We start from the raw sequence: 14,808 nt of genomic DNA, 5'->3' as shown, positions 1-14,808 counted from the left end.
CGAGGGCAGAGAAGACCAACGGGGAGGGGCCGCGCATGGCGTGGGACGAGTGGGAGCAGCTGAAGTCCGAGGCCGCTCAGAAACAGTCGGCGCACATGCGGCTCAACCAGCTCGCGCCGTCGGGAGGCGGCGGGGGCGGGGGTAAGAGCGCATGGGGCGACCTCACTGTCAGCCAGAAGGACCTTGCCGCGGTCGGCTCGGCGGCACAGGACTTGTTCGACGGCTTCGGGCAGTACAGCGACTACGCCCGGGTCGCCTCCATGACTGCCGCCGGCGGACTCAAGGACGAAGGCTTCGCACTCGGTGGGGCTCTCGATCATGTCGCGGAGCGCTGGGGCGACCAGGTTCAGTCCCTGCTGGACGCCTGCGCACACATCTCGAACCACCTGCGGTTCACCAAGAACCAGCACGCGGCCGACGAGAGCTACATCGCGGGCACGCTCAGCGGCATCTCCCTGCTGGACAAGGGCTTCGACCACAGGACGGACCGCTGATGGACCTCGACGCTCTCCGCTTCGGCAACTTCTCGAAGCTCGGCGAGGCGATCACCGACTGGGAACAGATGACGACAAAGCTCGCGACCCTCAAGGAGGACGCGGAGCGCAACCTCAAGGGCAGGGCGGACAAAGCCAACTGGTCCGGCGTCAACGCCACTGTCACCCGCCAGTTCGTCGACAAGACGGCCACCGAGTTCGCCGACGCCCATACCCAGGCCGACTCCATCACGAAGATCCTCGCCGACACCCGGGGCGAACTCATCGGTTTCCGTACCCAGTTGAACGACGCGATCTCGCGGGCCTCGCAGCAGAACCTGAGCGTGATCGACACCGGCGACGGCACGTTCACCGTCGCTGGGAACACCCGGCCCGACTGGGCGTCCGACCCCAGCGGAAAAACCGGCGTGACGGATCCGGGAACGGTGAACGGCTTCCGCGACGAGATCCAAGGCATCCTGACCAAAGCGACACAGAGCGACCAGAGCGCCGCGAAGGTTCTGAGGCTTCTTGTCGACGAGGCCAAATACGGCTTCGCCGATGCCTCCTACGCGGACCGGGACGAGGCGGCAAACGCCGTCGCGGCTGCGGAGAAACTGGCGAAGATGGCCAAGGACCCGGCCGACATGAGCCTCGACGACATCGCGGCCTTCAACCGCACGATGGAGAAGTACCACGACGATCCCCTCTTCGCCGAGCAGTTCGCGACCCGGCTGGGAGCCAAGGGGACGCTCCAGTTCTGGACCGAGATGGCCTCCGTCCACGCTGGTGCCAGGGGCTCGGAGCTCACGGCCATGAAGGACCTACAGGCGAACATGAGCCTGACTCTGGCCACGGCATCCTTCTCCGACTCAGACGCCATGCGGGACTGGAAGAAGGACCTCCTCGCCGAGCGCAACACGAACTTCCGCGCCGCCGACTCGTCCAACCCTGTCGGCGCCCTGGGCTCTCAGGTCATCAGCAGCCTCATGCGTAAGGGCGAGTACGACACCGAGTTCCTCGACGACTACCGGGAACAGCTGTTCAAGGTGGACAAGGCAGCAGGGGACGCCGGCACCCACGACCTGTGGGTCAAGGGGTACGACGCCGTAGATCTCGTCTTCGGCGACGGGAACGGAAGAGACCCACTGGAGGGGTTGTTCGACGGCCTCTCCCACAATCCCGAGGCGGCGGAGCACGCCTTCGAGTCCAAGTCGGATCTGGAGCACATGCTCGGCACCACCGGCTACACAGACCGAGGTGAGTCCCTCGGTCGCGCCCTGGAAGCCGCCGTCACGGGAGTCGCCGATGGTGACACCACCACCAAGGCACCGGGGCACAGCGTGGCTCAAGTACAGATCATGGCGAACATCATGAAGGCGGTGGCACAGCCCGGCGGGGGCGCCGATCTCGTGAGCAATGGCTTGGGGGACAGCTTCGGCGATATGGCGGCCTCTTATATGCCGGAGATCAGCCAGACGCTGGCCGGCCATGGCGCGGAATCCATCTTTCTTACCAACAGTGACGATCCTGACGGCCTAGGAAAGGTTCGAGATGTGGTGAGATTTATTTCCGCCGTATCCGCGGACCCGTCGGGAAGAGCAGGTGTCATCCTCGGAGAGAGTATTTACACGAGCGGCCTCATCGAATCACACCTTGCGAACCCTCACTTGTTCGACGGCACCCACAAGCAAGTCCTTCAAGATATCGGCAGGAATGCTGGAATCATCGAAGGTCTTGTCGCTCATTCTGTGGCCGACGGCGAAGTTCAAGCCGCCGTCGACGGCGAGAAGGCGTACAACGACGCCTTGAAGGCAAAGGGTGACATTGCCAAGACCTGGATTTCGGTCGGCATGACCTTCGTTCAGGTCCCCGAAGCATATGGAGGAGCGGCAATGGGGGCAGTGGTCGGAGGAGGTGTCGGAGCCGTTGCCGGAGCGGCCGTTGATCGGTTGCTCCAAGGCCAGGAACTGAACGGCTCGCGCGACGAAGCCCTGTATCGCAGCGCCGGGGATTTGTATGACTCCCGAGATTCAGTCAGCCAACAGACCCAATGGGCGGCTGGAGAAACCATCGATCGGCACCGTCTCCAGCTCCCGAAGGACGGCACCAACAATCTGCTCCGCGACGCGGTGAATGAGGGCTGGGACGCCAGCAGCGAGTTCCTGAGTGGAACGAAGGAGCGTCTGAATGGCTGAGACCAGAGCACCGAAGGAAACTAAGCATGGCGCGAAACGGTTTCTCTTCAGCCTGACAGCCCTCTGCCTTGCAGGTGTTTCCATCTGGTTCGGATACGTGCAGTTCTTCACTAAAGGACTCGAACATCTTCCCTCCAAGTTGTGCGAGGGCGCCGTCGAACGAGACCTGGTCGTCCAAGTACTGCCGTCGACGCGATCGGCGGAGGAGGGAGCCAAGCATCAGAACTCGGGTGACGATCTCACATTTTACTGCCACGTTGACACCAGCGGTGATTCTTCCATCTGGAGCGAGGCGCGGGTCCGCCCCATTTCCGAAGCGGATTGGATTGCAAGTTATCGGGGAAGCGGCGGCGACAACGGAATCATCCGCTCTTCGGCCGATGACATACAGGCTGTGGCGCAGCTCGACACCGAACAGGCTGAGGTATACGTGCCCTGCACACCTCCCGCCGTATCTTCCTCCAACTCCTCTGAGGATTACGCGGTTATCACCAGAGTGGAGGCCGCCGGAGAAGTCAAAGCAACTGGAACAGCGCTCCGACAGACCCTGACGGACATCGCCTACCAACTGGCCAAGCACGCCTACAAACTGGCCGAATGCCAAGGCACCCACGATTTTCCCCAGGAACTGCCACGCTACGGAGACCGTTGATGAATGGCGACGAGATACGGTCCCGCTTCGACGGCCGGGGCCGCGTCGAGTTCCGGCTTGATGCGTCAGCACTGCCTCGGGCCAAGGACATCGCCCACGCACTCGGGTACCGGCTGCTTTCGAGCGGGAGAGTCTCCCGATGGGTTCACGTGCTCGTTTTCCAGCGCGACGACGACCCACGGGCACGCCGCCGAGCCGAGCAGACCATCGAGCGGCTGCGGGCGGGCGGCCCAGTCCTGCCGGACGGGGAACTGCCTGCACCCCCGCCTCCACCTCCGGCACCGGCACCGCCCCTCACGCCCCGACAGCCGGAGCCCCGCCCCCGCCGGTCGCTGGAACCTCAGCCCCCTCCACCTGTAGGCCCGCCTGCTGCAGGCCTGCTTGGCCCCCGGATCCCTTCCCTGCCGCCGTACCCTCCGCTGCCTCCACCACCGCCTTCCGCCACACCGGAATCCTCGGAAGATTCCAGTCCTGAGAGGCGGTCGTGATGGGTGGTCTCGAACTGGGCCTCGCTGCAGGAGTTGTCGATGGAGACCTTCGGCATCGAGGGTGATCGGGTCACCCCGAGATCGATCAGCAGCGTGCGAATGAAGTCGGCGCGCTTGGCGCACAGTTCGTCACAGTCTGCCTACCGTCGCCGGAGGCCGACTTCGCAGCGAACATCACGATCGACGGGGAATCCTGGCCCGACATGGCGACGCTCCCATGGGACTCTTCGACAAACTCACCGGTACGCAGCACCCGCCCGATGGAGTTTCGCCAGTCCCGGGCGAGAAGTTGCGCGCGGCTCTACTCGGCGTCAATCAGTCCGACGTTCCGTACGTCATCCGTAACGGTGGCGGGGAGCAATGCGACCTGGTGGCGGAGTGGCGGCTCACGGAGCCCGCCTGGCAGCAGGCTTTCGTCCAGTCCCACATCACTCACGCCATGCGGATCCGGATGCGACTCGTCAACGAGGACCACGAATCGCGCGCACTTGAGGAACAGTGGGAGGTCAGCCGGGTGGGAAGTCCGACGAGGCTCCAGGTGTCGTCGCAGTACACGCGCGGGCCGAGTCGAACAGTCAGCCGCGAGTGGGCCCTCGGTCGTGGGCGGAACGGTGGCCTCGAAGCGAGCCCTTCTCCGTCACCCCACGGCAGCCGGTGGTTATCGAAGTATGCAGGTCCGGGCGGTGTGACGATCGGCAAGAGGGCACTGCGTACCCGAAGCGGCTCCGGTTGACGGGCCGGCCTCACCGAAACGCCCAGTCCGTCCAGAACTTCGATGTGCCTTCGGCCTGTCACCGTCTGCACCACTGCACCACCGAGCCGCTCACCACCCAGCGCGCCACGCGCCATGGCGATGTGCCCGAGCCTCAACCACGACAACGCCCCTGACAGTAGGCAGGCTGGCAACAGCAACACCGGGGTGGGCACCTCCCGTGCGTGCCCACCCCGGTGTTGCTGTTGCCAGCCTGTCCTACTCGAAGAAGCCGAGCTGTCCTACTCGAAGAAGCTGGCCGCCTTCTTGTCGCCGCCGCGGTAGTCGCCGCCGGCCTGGTGCACCTTCTGCGTGATGGACAGCAATGCCTGGTGGATGGCGGTGGTGTGGCCGTCCCACTCCCTCGACTTCCGGTTGAAGGATTCGTAGGCGTCACCGGCCCAGCCCTCGGCCGCGTCGTGGACGCCCTTCTTCAGCGCCGTGAGGTCGCTCTCCAACTGCTTGGCCAGGTTGCCGAGTTCAGTGGCGAGCGCGTCCAGGGTGCCGTACTTGACGGCGAGATCCTGCATGTGCGGTGTGCCGGTCATGTTTCCTCATCTCCTTGACGATGTGAGAAGGGACCTCGCGGTCCGGGGTGCGACGCTCGGGGCGGTCAGTAGAGGTTGAGCGCCGAGGTCTTCGCACCGGCGTCCACTTCGATGCTGGAGATCGTGGAGTGGAGTTCGTCCTCCAACTTGTCCTTGTCCTGCTTGGTGAGGTGAATTCCGTTCAGGAAGTCGTCGAGCATGCGGCCGATGCCGACCATGTGGTCGTTGATCTCGTGCTGCTTGGTCTTGAAGGCGTTGGCGCCGTGGCCCGTCCAGTTCGCCTCGATCATGTCGATGCAGCCCTGGAGCTTCTGCAGGTGCTTCTTGACGTTGTCGTACCTGTCGATGACGTTCGTCTGGAGCTTTTGTACATGTGCGTCATCAAGCTTGCGGCCGTCAGCCATCTCGGCACTCCCTTTCGCGAGAGAGGTTGGTGTTCCTGGGACGCGACACCGAGTGGTGAAGCGCTGGTTGGTCGGGTGAGCCCGGTGTACGAGCCCTCATGCGCCTCGCCGCGAACGGGCCACCGCGAAGGCTCCACCGCCGAGCACGACTACGGCCGCTGCGGCGCCGAGAGCGACCCACAGGGTGGTGTTGCCGGACGAGTCGGAGGTCGATGCTGCGGCTGAAGTCTGGCCGCCTGAGGTGGGGTTGGGGGCTTTGGACGAGGTCGATGCGGAGGCGGAGGGTGAGGCGGCGGTGCCGGTGGTCAGCCCGGGCGTCTTCTTGTTGCTTACGGGATCGATGTCGGCGGCTCCAGGGTCTCCCTTGCCCTTCAGAAGAACCTGCGCCGGCCGGATCGTGCCGTAACCGAGGTACCGGCTCGGGGTGTTCTTCGGCCAGTCCCGGCCCGCCGTGTCGATCATGACGCGGAGGACCTGGTTGGCGGTCCACTTGGGGTGGGCGGACCAGATGAGGGCGGCGGCGCCGGAGGTGATGGCGGTGGCTTGGCTGGTGCCGTTGCTCTGGGGACAGTAGGCCTTGAATGTCTTGTCGCACCAGGTGGGTACGGCTACGCCCGGTGAGGCCAGATCCACGTACGCGCCATCCTGCGAGAACTTGGCTACCTCGCCGTTTTCATTGATCGCCGAGACCCCTACCACGCCGGGATATCTGGCGGGATAGTCGATGAAGTTCTTTGCGATATCGGCCGCGTTACCCACAGCGGCGATGAGCAGCTTCCCCTTGCTCTCCGCGTACTGCACGGCTTCACGTTCACCATCGCCCTCGGAATACGCACCGACCGACATATTGATGATCTTTGCGTCGGAATCGGCAGCAGCGCGGATGGCACTCGCCGAAGTGTCGCCCTGCTCCTCACCCTTCTTGCCAATTCCAAGGGCTACCGTGCGGATCGGAATGATCTTCGCGCCGGGTGCCACGCCCTTGAGCCCGCCACCCCGGCCGGTCCCTGCGATCAACTCGGCCATGGACGTGCCGTGGCCGACGTAGTCATCCGTTTCGTCACCTGTGGTTCCCGTGACGTCTACTCCAGGTAGCACCTGGCCCTTCAACGAATTCGTGTCCGGGTTCACGCCCGTGTCGACAACTGCCACCGAGATGCCCTTGCCCGTGCTGACTTTCCACAGCCCCTGGGCGTTCATGGCATCCAAGTACCACTGCTGTGACTGGACATCGTCTGCAGTCGCAGCAGGGGCCAGCCCAACGGACATAACAGCCAAAGCAGCAAGCGTCGCGCCCACGGTGGTCACATATCCCCGGGCCGATCCTGCCCACAGCGCGGCCCGCATACGGCGTGCGCCAGTCTCTGACTTCATGCTTCTGTACATCCTCAGTCGTTTCGGTCAGTCGGTCGCCGACGGCGCATCGTCACGCGAGCGCTTCTTGTTCTCAGCGGATTGCTGTTGACGCTGCGTTCTCCGGCCGGCGGCACGGCCAAGACCGCGCTCCTCCGTAGAACCGGGCACCGGGCCGGACCCACCGGACGCGGCTCCGTTGCCTCTGATGCCACCCCGACTCGCGGGCGCGCCGACCACACCGTCCGCATTGCCCGGAGATCGCCGCTGCCCCGTGCTCGGCGCCGGTTTGTTCGCACCGATCACTCCGCGCTGGCCCGGCTTTTCACCGTTCGGACGAGCACCGGAGGTGCCCTCGCCGCCGATGACAGTGCCACGAGGAACCCTGGAACCCGTCGAGTTCGGGCCGCCTTCAGAAGTGGGCCTGCCTCCTACCACGCCACCCGCTCGGGCAGCGCCCGTGGCTCCGGGGCCAGTCCGGGGAGATGGCTGACCGGGCACACCGCCCACACGCCCGCCCGGTACACCGCCTGTGCGTGCACCGGTCGTACCCGTACTCCTGGGCACACCGCCGGTGACACCCCGCCCCATGGACGACCTGCCCGTCGCAGACGCAGGCCCACGGGCACCTTGTTGGCCGACTGCGGATGCACGGCCCACCGGTCCCACAGAGCCACGTCCGGTGCGGCTTCCGGCAGTGGTCCCCTCCGGGGTGGTAACCCGCCCTTGAGCCGATCCAGGAGTCCTGCCGCCCAGCCCGGCAGCGCGCCCGACCGGTCCCCCGAAGGCGGGAGGCACCGTGCCGGTCCCCATGGGAGGCAGCATCCCTCCCGAAGGACCACTGGGCCCCGTCCCAGATGGCGTGGGAGTGACTGGCATCGGCTTTACGGTTTCCGGTGGCAGCGTGCCGACGCTGTTGATCTCGGTACCGACAGTGGGCCGATGCACGTCGAGATTCGTGTTCGCAGGGTGATGCTCAGATGGCAGGTTGTCTCCGGAGACGTCGCTCGACACACCGACGTGGCCGTCTCCACTCTCACGGACAACTGCTCGGTGGGCTGGACTTGAGGTGGAGTTATTAGCGGAACCACTGGGGGCAACCCTGTCGTCCAGCGGAATCACCCCCACTCTGGGCATCGCCCGATACGGCTCCGGCGCCGCCTTCTCCAACTTCGCCAGTTCCGACCCCGACACCGAGTAGAACGACGCCAGCCGGTTCATCTGGTTGATCGCCTCTTGGCGGTCCTTCTCGACCTGGACCGCCTCGGTGTACTGCTTGTTGCCCTCGAACTGCTGGAGCACCGGGAGCTGTCCCGGCCGCTTCTGGTCGAGGACAGGGCGCGTGTCCCGGGGCGGCAGGGAAGTGCGCACGGAAGCGAGCCCCATCGCGGCGGCCGTGACCTGCACGCCGGCGCCGTCGGCGTACGTGGCCAGGCTTTCGGTGTGCGTGGCGAGGCCTTCGCCCCACTTCTGGAACGCCCTACCGGCGTCGCCCTCCCAGTCCTCACCCGCGTGCTTGAGGTGGTCCCTGAGCTCCACGGCGGCTTCGTTGATCGCCTTGCTCGCCGTCGCCAACGCCTCGCCGGCATGTTCCAGGTCGGCGGGGTTCGACTGGTGGACCAGGTCGATCATCGGGTTGAGGCTGTGGTCCTCGAAGTCCGTGACCCTGCCGTTCGTCAGCAGGCGGACGCGCTTCGATCCGAACGCGTCGTGCATCAGCTCCGACGCCCCGGCCAGCGCGTCGACCTGGCCGACCTGGAGGTCGACACGCTGCTGGTCGGTCAGCTCCTTGGGCGCCTTGTCGTCCCCGCTCACTACTGGAGTCCCTTCGTGGACTTCTTGGCGTCACTCAGCTTCCGCTCGCCCTCGCCGGACTTCTTCTCCTGGGCTTCGGTGTACAGGCGGTCCGTCTCGACCTGGATCTCCCAGAAGCGGCGTCGCTGGTCGTCGTCGAGGTTGTCGAAGCCGTTCTGCGCGCCCAGGGTCGCAATGCCCATGGCCTCGATCTGCAGCCCCAGCGTCTTGGAGAGCTGCGTGATGTGCTCGTGGACCGACTGGTACTGGTCGAACAGGGCGTCCGCCTCGTGGAAGGCGAGTCCGTGCCCGCTGAGGGATGCCCGCGAGACACGCTGCGCGCCCAGCTTGGAAGCGCTGCCCGCCGAGTCCTCGAACTCGGACAGCAGTTTGTCGATGCGCTGCTTGAACGTCATCAGCACGTCGGCGCCGACCTTGAGGTCGGCAGCCGTCTTCGGTGATGCTCCGCCTGTCATGTCCGCAGGAAGCATGATGCCTTCCCTCCCCGTTTTCGTCGCCCGCCCCCGGGTGACCGCACCCCGTGAGCGTTCCTCTCCGCAACGCAATCACTCTAGTCGCTTCCTGTGACAGCCCCAACTGCCTTATGCGACAGCTGTGCTACCACTCGACCAAGCTTCACCGCTCCTTCACGGCGGGCCCTCGCGTTCACCTGGGCCGCTGCCGCCCCCTGACGCTATGTGACCCGCAGGTCGGCGGCCTGAGTACGGCTACTCAATTGACGGAGCCGCACACGTGTGAGTGGGCGTTGCTGCGTGGCCATTGCGAACGGCGTCGTCCGGTTCCGTCAACTGCCGCCCCTGGATTGCTCCTTCGCAGGTCGCGGCCTCTTGACAAGCAGGCGGCGCCAGGGCGTCGCCGGACGTCAGTCCAGCCCCGCCACCCGCCGCGCCCGCTTGCGCGCGTCCCGTGTCGCCACCGCCGTGCCGCCGAGTCCCGCCACCAACACGGCCGCGCCCAGGGCGACATACGTCGCGAGGCGGGCGTCGTGTTCGTCGGCGGTCTCGCCGAGTTGGAGCTTCGCGGGGGACGGGGCCTGGGCCTTGGTGAGGCCGTCCTGGGGGTCGGGGGACTCGATCGGGTGGTCGTCCTCCGTGAGGGCGCGGACCGGGTCCACGACGCCCCAGCCGACGAGGCGGTCGTGGCCCGCGATGGTGCGCTCGGCGGTCTGCTCGATCTGGGCGACGACCTCGCGGGCGGTCCAGTCCGGATGCTTCGCCTTGATCAGCGCGGCGACACCAGAGACGTACGGCGCCGAGAAACTCGTACCGTTGTCGGAGCAGTGACCGCCCTTGGGGACGGTGGAGATCATGTCGACGCCGGGTGCCGCGACGCCGACGAAGTCGCCGGACTGGGAGAAGGACGCGCGTTCGTTGTTGCGGTCGGAGGCCGCTACGGCGAGGACGCCCGGGAAGGACGCCGGGTACGTCTTCTTGACGTTGCCGCCCTGGCCGTCGTTGCCCGCCGACGCCACCACCACGATCTTCCTCGACAGTGCCGCGTCGATCGCCGACTCCAGGGAAGAGTCGGGCTTCACCGCGTTCGACGTGTCCTGGGAGATGTTGATGACGTCGGCCTTGGCCTGGATCGCGTAGTTGATCGCGTCCGTGAGCGTTTTCGCCGTGCCGTGGCCGTCCGCGTCGTTCTGCTCGATCGGGATGATGGTCGCCTCGGGGGCGAGGCCCACGAAACCGGTGCCGCTGATCGGACGGGCGGCGATGATGCCGGCGACCTTGGTGCCGTGTCCCACGGTGTCGGTCGTGCCGTTCTCGCTGCCCCGCGCGATCTTGTCGCCGTTGCTGTCCTTGAGGTTCCTCGGCAGGAGGTTACGGCCGCTCTTCACGTCCACCGCGTGGGTGAGCTGGGGGTTCTTCACGTCCACGCCGGTGTCGATCACCGCCACCCGGACGCCCTTGCCCTTGGACTGGTTCCACAGCTCGTCCAGGAGGACGCGTTGCAGGGCCCAAGGGCGGCCCGGGTACTCCTTGTTGGGGAACGTGCACTGGTCCGAGAAGCTGTCGTCCGCCACCGCGGGGGGCGCCAGCACGACGGTGGACACGGCCAGGGTCGCGGCCGCGGCTGCCATCGCCGCCGTGGCACGGAGGAGGCCTGAAGAAGGTGCGTACGACATGCCCGACTCCCCCTACGAACCCTGCGGTTGACGTGCCGCCGCCGTCGACAGGCGGGGGCCCGTGGGCAGGAACTCGGACCAGGAGGCGGGGATCGGCGCCGGGTCTACGTCGGCGTAGCCGAGCCGGATCTGGGCCTGCTCGGCCTCCTGCTGCTCCTGCTGGCGTTCCTTGGCCGTCGTGCCGATGCCCGCGTCGTTCGTGGCGCTGTCGGCGTTGGACTGCAGGACGTACCGCAGGCCCGTGTCGGTGACCAGGAAGACCGGGCCGGCCTTGGTCTCCTCGCCCTGGAACTGGCGGAAGAGCTGACCTGAGCCGGGCGTGACGTAGGCGCTGGTGGAGTCGGTGGGGAGCGGGGCGGGGAAGTCGGTGCCCGCCCAGGTCGTCAGGGTGGTGGTGCCCTTGGCGCCGACCTTCTGCAGGACGTTGCAGATCGTGCTGCGGCTGCCGGACGCGTCCGAGGCCTCGTTGACGGCCTTGGGCTCCTTCGTGGGCCAGCGGTGCTCGGCGCCGAAGGTCCCCTCCGGGGTGATCTCGCCCGCGCTCACCCCGGTGGCGTGACCGGCCTGGCCGAGCGTGGCCAAGTCCTTGCTGGACAGGAGGAGTTGGGCGACGAAGGCGGAGACCTGCGCGACCTTGCCGGGAAGCACTACGTAGTAGTGCTCACCGCTGGCGTCGGACGCCGTGAGCACAATGCCCACCTTGTTGGTCGACGCGTCCAGCTCGCCCGGGGCGCCCGCGGCCGTACCGGGTGTGGCGCCGATGCTCGGGAAGGCGATCGGGTCGCCCTGGTGCAGGGTGGCCAGCCACTCCGGGGAGACGCGCTCGGGCACGCGGTCGGAGCCGACGACGGCGCGCAGCAGCAGTTCGTCGCTCTTGTCCACGGGGTACGCCGTGCCGCTCGCGTCCACCACGTAGCGGTTCTTGTCCGAGTCCACCACGTAGAGGAGCTCTCCGCCCCGCAGCCGCTGCTTGCCCTCGGTCCTCTTCATGTCGCGCTCGGCGAGGACCAGCGCCGCCTTCTGGATGGAACCGCCGCCCGCGCTCGGGCGCTCGCACACCGCCCAGCGCTTCTCCGCGCCCGCCTCGCTCTCCGAGGGAAGACGGTCGGGGGCGTACGGGATGCCGACGGTGACGCCGTGCGGGATCTTGCCGCCGTCGAGGACCGACTCGTCGACGGTGACGACCTCGCCCTGGCCGGGGTTGAGGAGCAGCTTCGCGGACGCCATGTTGAGGACGGGGTGCAGCTGGGTCTTGCCATCGGTCGTCAGGACGACGTAGCGGGTGGTCGACTTGCTGGCGATGATCACCTTCGACTTGGGGGTGGCCCAGCCCTCGGGCGCGGTCGGTTTGAACATGCCCCAGGCGCCGAAGACCGCCATGACGACCACGCCCACGATGACGCCCGGCACCACTCCGCGCAGCGGCCGCGGCGCCCCCTCCTCCGAACCGTCCGGGGACGACTGCACGAAGGACGCCAGCATGCGCCGCTTCGCGAAGGTGTAGGCGTTGAGCTGGTCCCGCCGAGATGCCATCTGTGTCTGTCTCTCCCCGTGTTCCGCCTGGGCAGCACTCGGGGGTTCGCCGTCCCCCGCCCATCGATGTCAGACCGGGCACCTACTATGCCTGGTATCCGCGGTGACGTGGGGAGCGGGTAGGGTACCTGGACCTTCGAGGGCCCTATGTGGTGCTGGAACAGCGGTGAGTTGTGAGTAATACGGGGGGATGGAGTGATGGCTTCCGGAACGCGGACACGGTCTCGTGACCGGTCGCGGACGAGGGACTCCGGGACGCCGGAGCCGGGCTCCGCGCAGCCACCGTCAACGGCGGGCACAACGTCCCAGAGCCCGGGCGGACTTCATCTCAGGACGCGCCGCGGACAGGGCGGGGCATTCCGGTTGCAACGGCTCGTCCTGCTGGAGATCGCGGCGGCCGTCCTCCTCGTCGGCTGGGCGATCGACCCCATGGCGCTGGTGCCGGCGGGCATCGTCGCCGTGGCGCTCGTGCTGCTCGCCTTCGTCCGTCGGCGCGGCCGCTCCCTGCCCGAATGGCTGGGCACCGCGCGGGCGTTGAAGGCACGCCGGAAGAGCGCCGCCACCGCGGAGACACCGCCGGGCACCGAGCCCGGTCTCGCACCGGCCCTGGAGTGCGACCCCACCCTGCGGACGTATTCGTACGGCGGCCGGGACCGGCGTCCCATCGGGCTGGTCGGGGACGGCACCTTCGTGACCGCCGTCGTGCAGGTCGAGGCCGACGTCACCGCGCTGCGGGCCGACCGCGGCCGGCATCCGCTGCCGCTCTCACTGGTGCGGGACGCGCTCGAAGTGGACGGTATCCGGCTGGAGTCGGCGCAGCTCGTGCTGCACACCCAGCCCGCGCCCGCGCTGCACCTGCCCCAGCACTCGGTGGCCGTCACCAACTACGCGCCGCTCCAGGAGCAGACCGGCGCCCCGGCGGTGCGCATCACCTGGATCGCGCTGAAGCTCGACCCCGAGCAGTGCCTGGAGGCCGTGGCCGCGCGGGGCGGCGGGCTCACCGGAGCGCAGAAGTGCGTCGTGCGCGTCGCCGACCATCTCGCGAGCCGCCTCACCGGTGCCGGTTTCCGCACGACGATCCTCAGCGAGGAGGAGCTGACCGCGGCCCTCGCCACCTCCGCCTGCGCGAACCCCCTGGTGACGGCGGAGGCCGGACGGACCGAGACACGGGAGCGCCGGACCGAGGAGTCCAGCCGCAGTTGGCGCTGCGACAACCGCAGACACACGACGTACTGGATCCGCCGCTGGCCCCAACTGGGCGGCCGCGGCCCGTCGTTGCCACAGCTGATCGCCCTGCTCACGGCCACCCCGGCGCTCGCCACGACGTTCAGCCTCACGCTCGCGCGCGGGGAGCGCCAGGAGGTGTCGATGAGCGGGCACCTGCGGGTGACGGGCCGCAGTGACGACGAACTGGTCGCGGCGCGGCGCGCGTTGGAGGGCGCGGCACGGCACACGGGCCTGGCCCTGGCCCGCCTCGACCGCGAGCAGCTCCCGGGTGTGCTCGCCACGCTGCCCCTCGGAGGTGCCCGATGACCGCGCTGACGATGCTGCGCAGCGGCCTCGGCCTGATCGGCCCGCGGCACGGACGGCATGTGCTCTCCCCCGAGCAGGTCGACGCGCTCGCGCTGCCCATCGGGGACGACGGCGTCGTGATCGGCGTCGACGCCGAGGGACAGCCCGCGGTGCTGGGCATCAACCGGCCCACTCCCTACGACGTCGTCCTCATCGGCGGCCTGTGGACTGCCCAGGTCATCGCCCTCAGAGCAGCGGCGACCGGGGCGCGGGTCGCCGTGGAGACCGGCCGCCCGCAGGCCTGGATGCAGATGGTCCACGCCATGGGCGGCGGACAGAACGGCCTGGCGGTGTACGACGTGGGCCGCGTCCAGCCGCAGGGCGCCTCGGCGGGCACACCCGTGCTCGTGGTGCGGGACTGCGGGATGCGTCCGCCGCGCGGGCGGGTCGTGTCCGGGCCCTGGCAGTCGGTGCTGACCCTGCTGCCGTATCTCAGTCCCGTCGCGCCCCGGCTCATACGGCAGGCCCGGCTCGTCGGGGTGCAGCGGATCTCGCCGGACGAGTCGGCGGAGCTGGGCCGCGCCATGGCGCTCCCCCGGGCCGACGTCGACTCCCTGCCCACGCTCCCGGACGGCGTCACGCTCTGGTGCGGCGACCGCGACCGGCAGTACGTGATGACACAGCCCGCGGACGCCGAGATCGGATTGTTGGGTACACCACGCCGGATGGACTGAACTCGCGGACCACTGACCGACATTGAACGATTAAGCACCTTTCGCCCCCTGTCTCGTAGAGGATGCGCATCGCTATCACCCGTTTTGCACGACGGGTCGGTGGGCATGTGTGCCGGTTCCGGGCGCCGTGTGGCGCGTTGGACGGACGCGGAGAGGTGGACGGGCCTGCCGTGAGGTTGCTTGTGGTGATTAGGCTGGGACCGGGCGCCGCGTCAGGGC

The 14,808-nt window shown here is 67.6% G+C and carries 12 protein-coding genes; 5 read left to right on the top strand and 7 right to left on the bottom strand.

All coding sequences use genetic code 11. From position 1 onward, the window contains the following. The first annotated feature begins 35 nt into the window (after positions 1-35). From OO69_RS35250 to OO69_RS52145, 3 genes are read left to right on the top strand one after another with little or no spacing between them, the layout of a single operon-like run. A complete protein-coding gene (locus tag OO69_RS35250; RefSeq protein ID WP_033284968.1) occupies positions 36-494 on the top strand; it encodes a hypothetical protein in 459 nt (152 codons plus the stop codon). Continuing rightward, positions 494-2,671 (top strand): hypothetical protein, encoded by a 2,178-nt coding sequence (locus tag OO69_RS35245; protein ID WP_033284967.1) that lies wholly within the window; start codon positions 494-496, stop codon positions 2,669-2,671. Before OO69_RS35250 ends, OO69_RS35245 begins: the two co-directional genes overlap by 1 nt. Then, positions 2,664-3,323 (top strand): hypothetical protein, encoded by a 660-nt coding sequence (locus OO69_RS52145; RefSeq protein ID WP_158713463.1) that lies wholly within the window; start codon positions 2,664-2,666, stop codon positions 3,321-3,323. The genes OO69_RS35245 and OO69_RS52145 overlap by 8 nt, the downstream gene beginning before the upstream one ends. Before the next feature lie 1,481 nt (positions 3,324-4,804). On the opposite strand, the gene OO69_RS35235 is transcribed toward OO69_RS52145, so the two are convergent. The 7 genes from OO69_RS35235 to eccB all read right to left on the bottom strand — a co-directional run bounded on the left by OO69_RS35235 (position 4,805) and on the right by eccB (position 12,343). Beyond that, complete coding sequence (locus OO69_RS35235; protein WP_019064779.1) at positions 4,805-5,110, bottom strand: WXG100 family type VII secretion target; 306 nt, start codon at positions 5,108-5,110, stop codon at positions 4,805-4,807. Between the two features lie 65 nt (positions 5,111-5,175). After that, positions 5,176-5,514, bottom strand: a complete 339-nt coding sequence (locus tag OO69_RS35230) for a WXG100 family type VII secretion target (protein ID WP_019064778.1) — start codon at positions 5,512-5,514, stop codon at positions 5,176-5,178. A 96-nt stretch (positions 5,515-5,610) separates the two neighbouring features. Continuing rightward, entirely contained in the window at positions 5,611-6,888 is a 1,278-nt protein-coding gene (locus OO69_RS35225; protein WP_234444611.1) for a S8 family serine peptidase, read from the bottom strand. 27 nt (positions 6,889-6,915) lie between these two features. After that, positions 6,916-8,583: a WXG100 family type VII secretion target gene (locus OO69_RS52140; protein ID WP_158713462.1), complete on the bottom strand. Its 1,668-nt coding sequence runs from the start codon at positions 8,581-8,583 to the stop codon at positions 6,916-6,918. A gap of 98 nt (positions 8,584-8,681) precedes the next feature. After that, positions 8,682-9,152 carry a hypothetical protein gene (locus tag OO69_RS35220; RefSeq protein ID WP_051801415.1) on the bottom strand — a complete coding sequence of 157 codons (471 nt, stop codon included), beginning with the start codon at positions 9,150-9,152 and terminating at the stop codon, positions 8,682-8,684. A gap of 392 nt (positions 9,153-9,544) precedes the next feature. Beyond that, positions 9,545-10,810: a type VII secretion-associated serine protease mycosin gene (mycP, locus tag OO69_RS35215; protein WP_033284965.1), complete on the bottom strand. Its 1,266-nt coding sequence runs from the start codon at positions 10,808-10,810 to the stop codon at positions 9,545-9,547. 12 nt (positions 10,811-10,822) lie between these two features. Beyond that, positions 10,823-12,343: a type VII secretion protein EccB gene (gene eccB / locus OO69_RS35210; RefSeq protein WP_033284964.1), complete on the bottom strand. Its 1,521-nt coding sequence runs from the start codon at positions 12,341-12,343 to the stop codon at positions 10,823-10,825. A gap of 198 nt (positions 12,344-12,541) precedes the next feature. Here eccB and eccE point away from each other — a divergent pair, with 198 nt between their 5' ends. Together eccE and OO69_RS35200 are read left to right on the top strand one after the other, a co-directional pair. Continuing rightward, positions 12,542-13,876 (top strand): type VII secretion protein EccE, encoded by a 1,335-nt coding sequence (gene eccE, locus OO69_RS35205; RefSeq protein ID WP_234444610.1) that lies wholly within the window; start codon positions 12,542-12,544, stop codon positions 13,874-13,876. Continuing rightward, entirely contained in the window at positions 13,873-14,589 is a 717-nt protein-coding gene (locus tag OO69_RS35200) for a hypothetical protein (RefSeq protein WP_033284962.1), read from the top strand. Before eccE ends, OO69_RS35200 begins: the two co-directional genes overlap by 4 nt. Positions 14,590-14,808 lie beyond the last annotated feature (219 nt).

Origin of the sequence: Streptomyces sp. NRRL F-525, from assembly GCF_000716605.1 — a bacterium.
In the GTDB taxonomy this organism is placed as follows: Bacteria; Actinomycetota; Actinomycetes; order Streptomycetales; family Streptomycetaceae; genus Streptomyces.
This window is presented reverse-complemented; position numbering and strand designations above follow the sequence as displayed.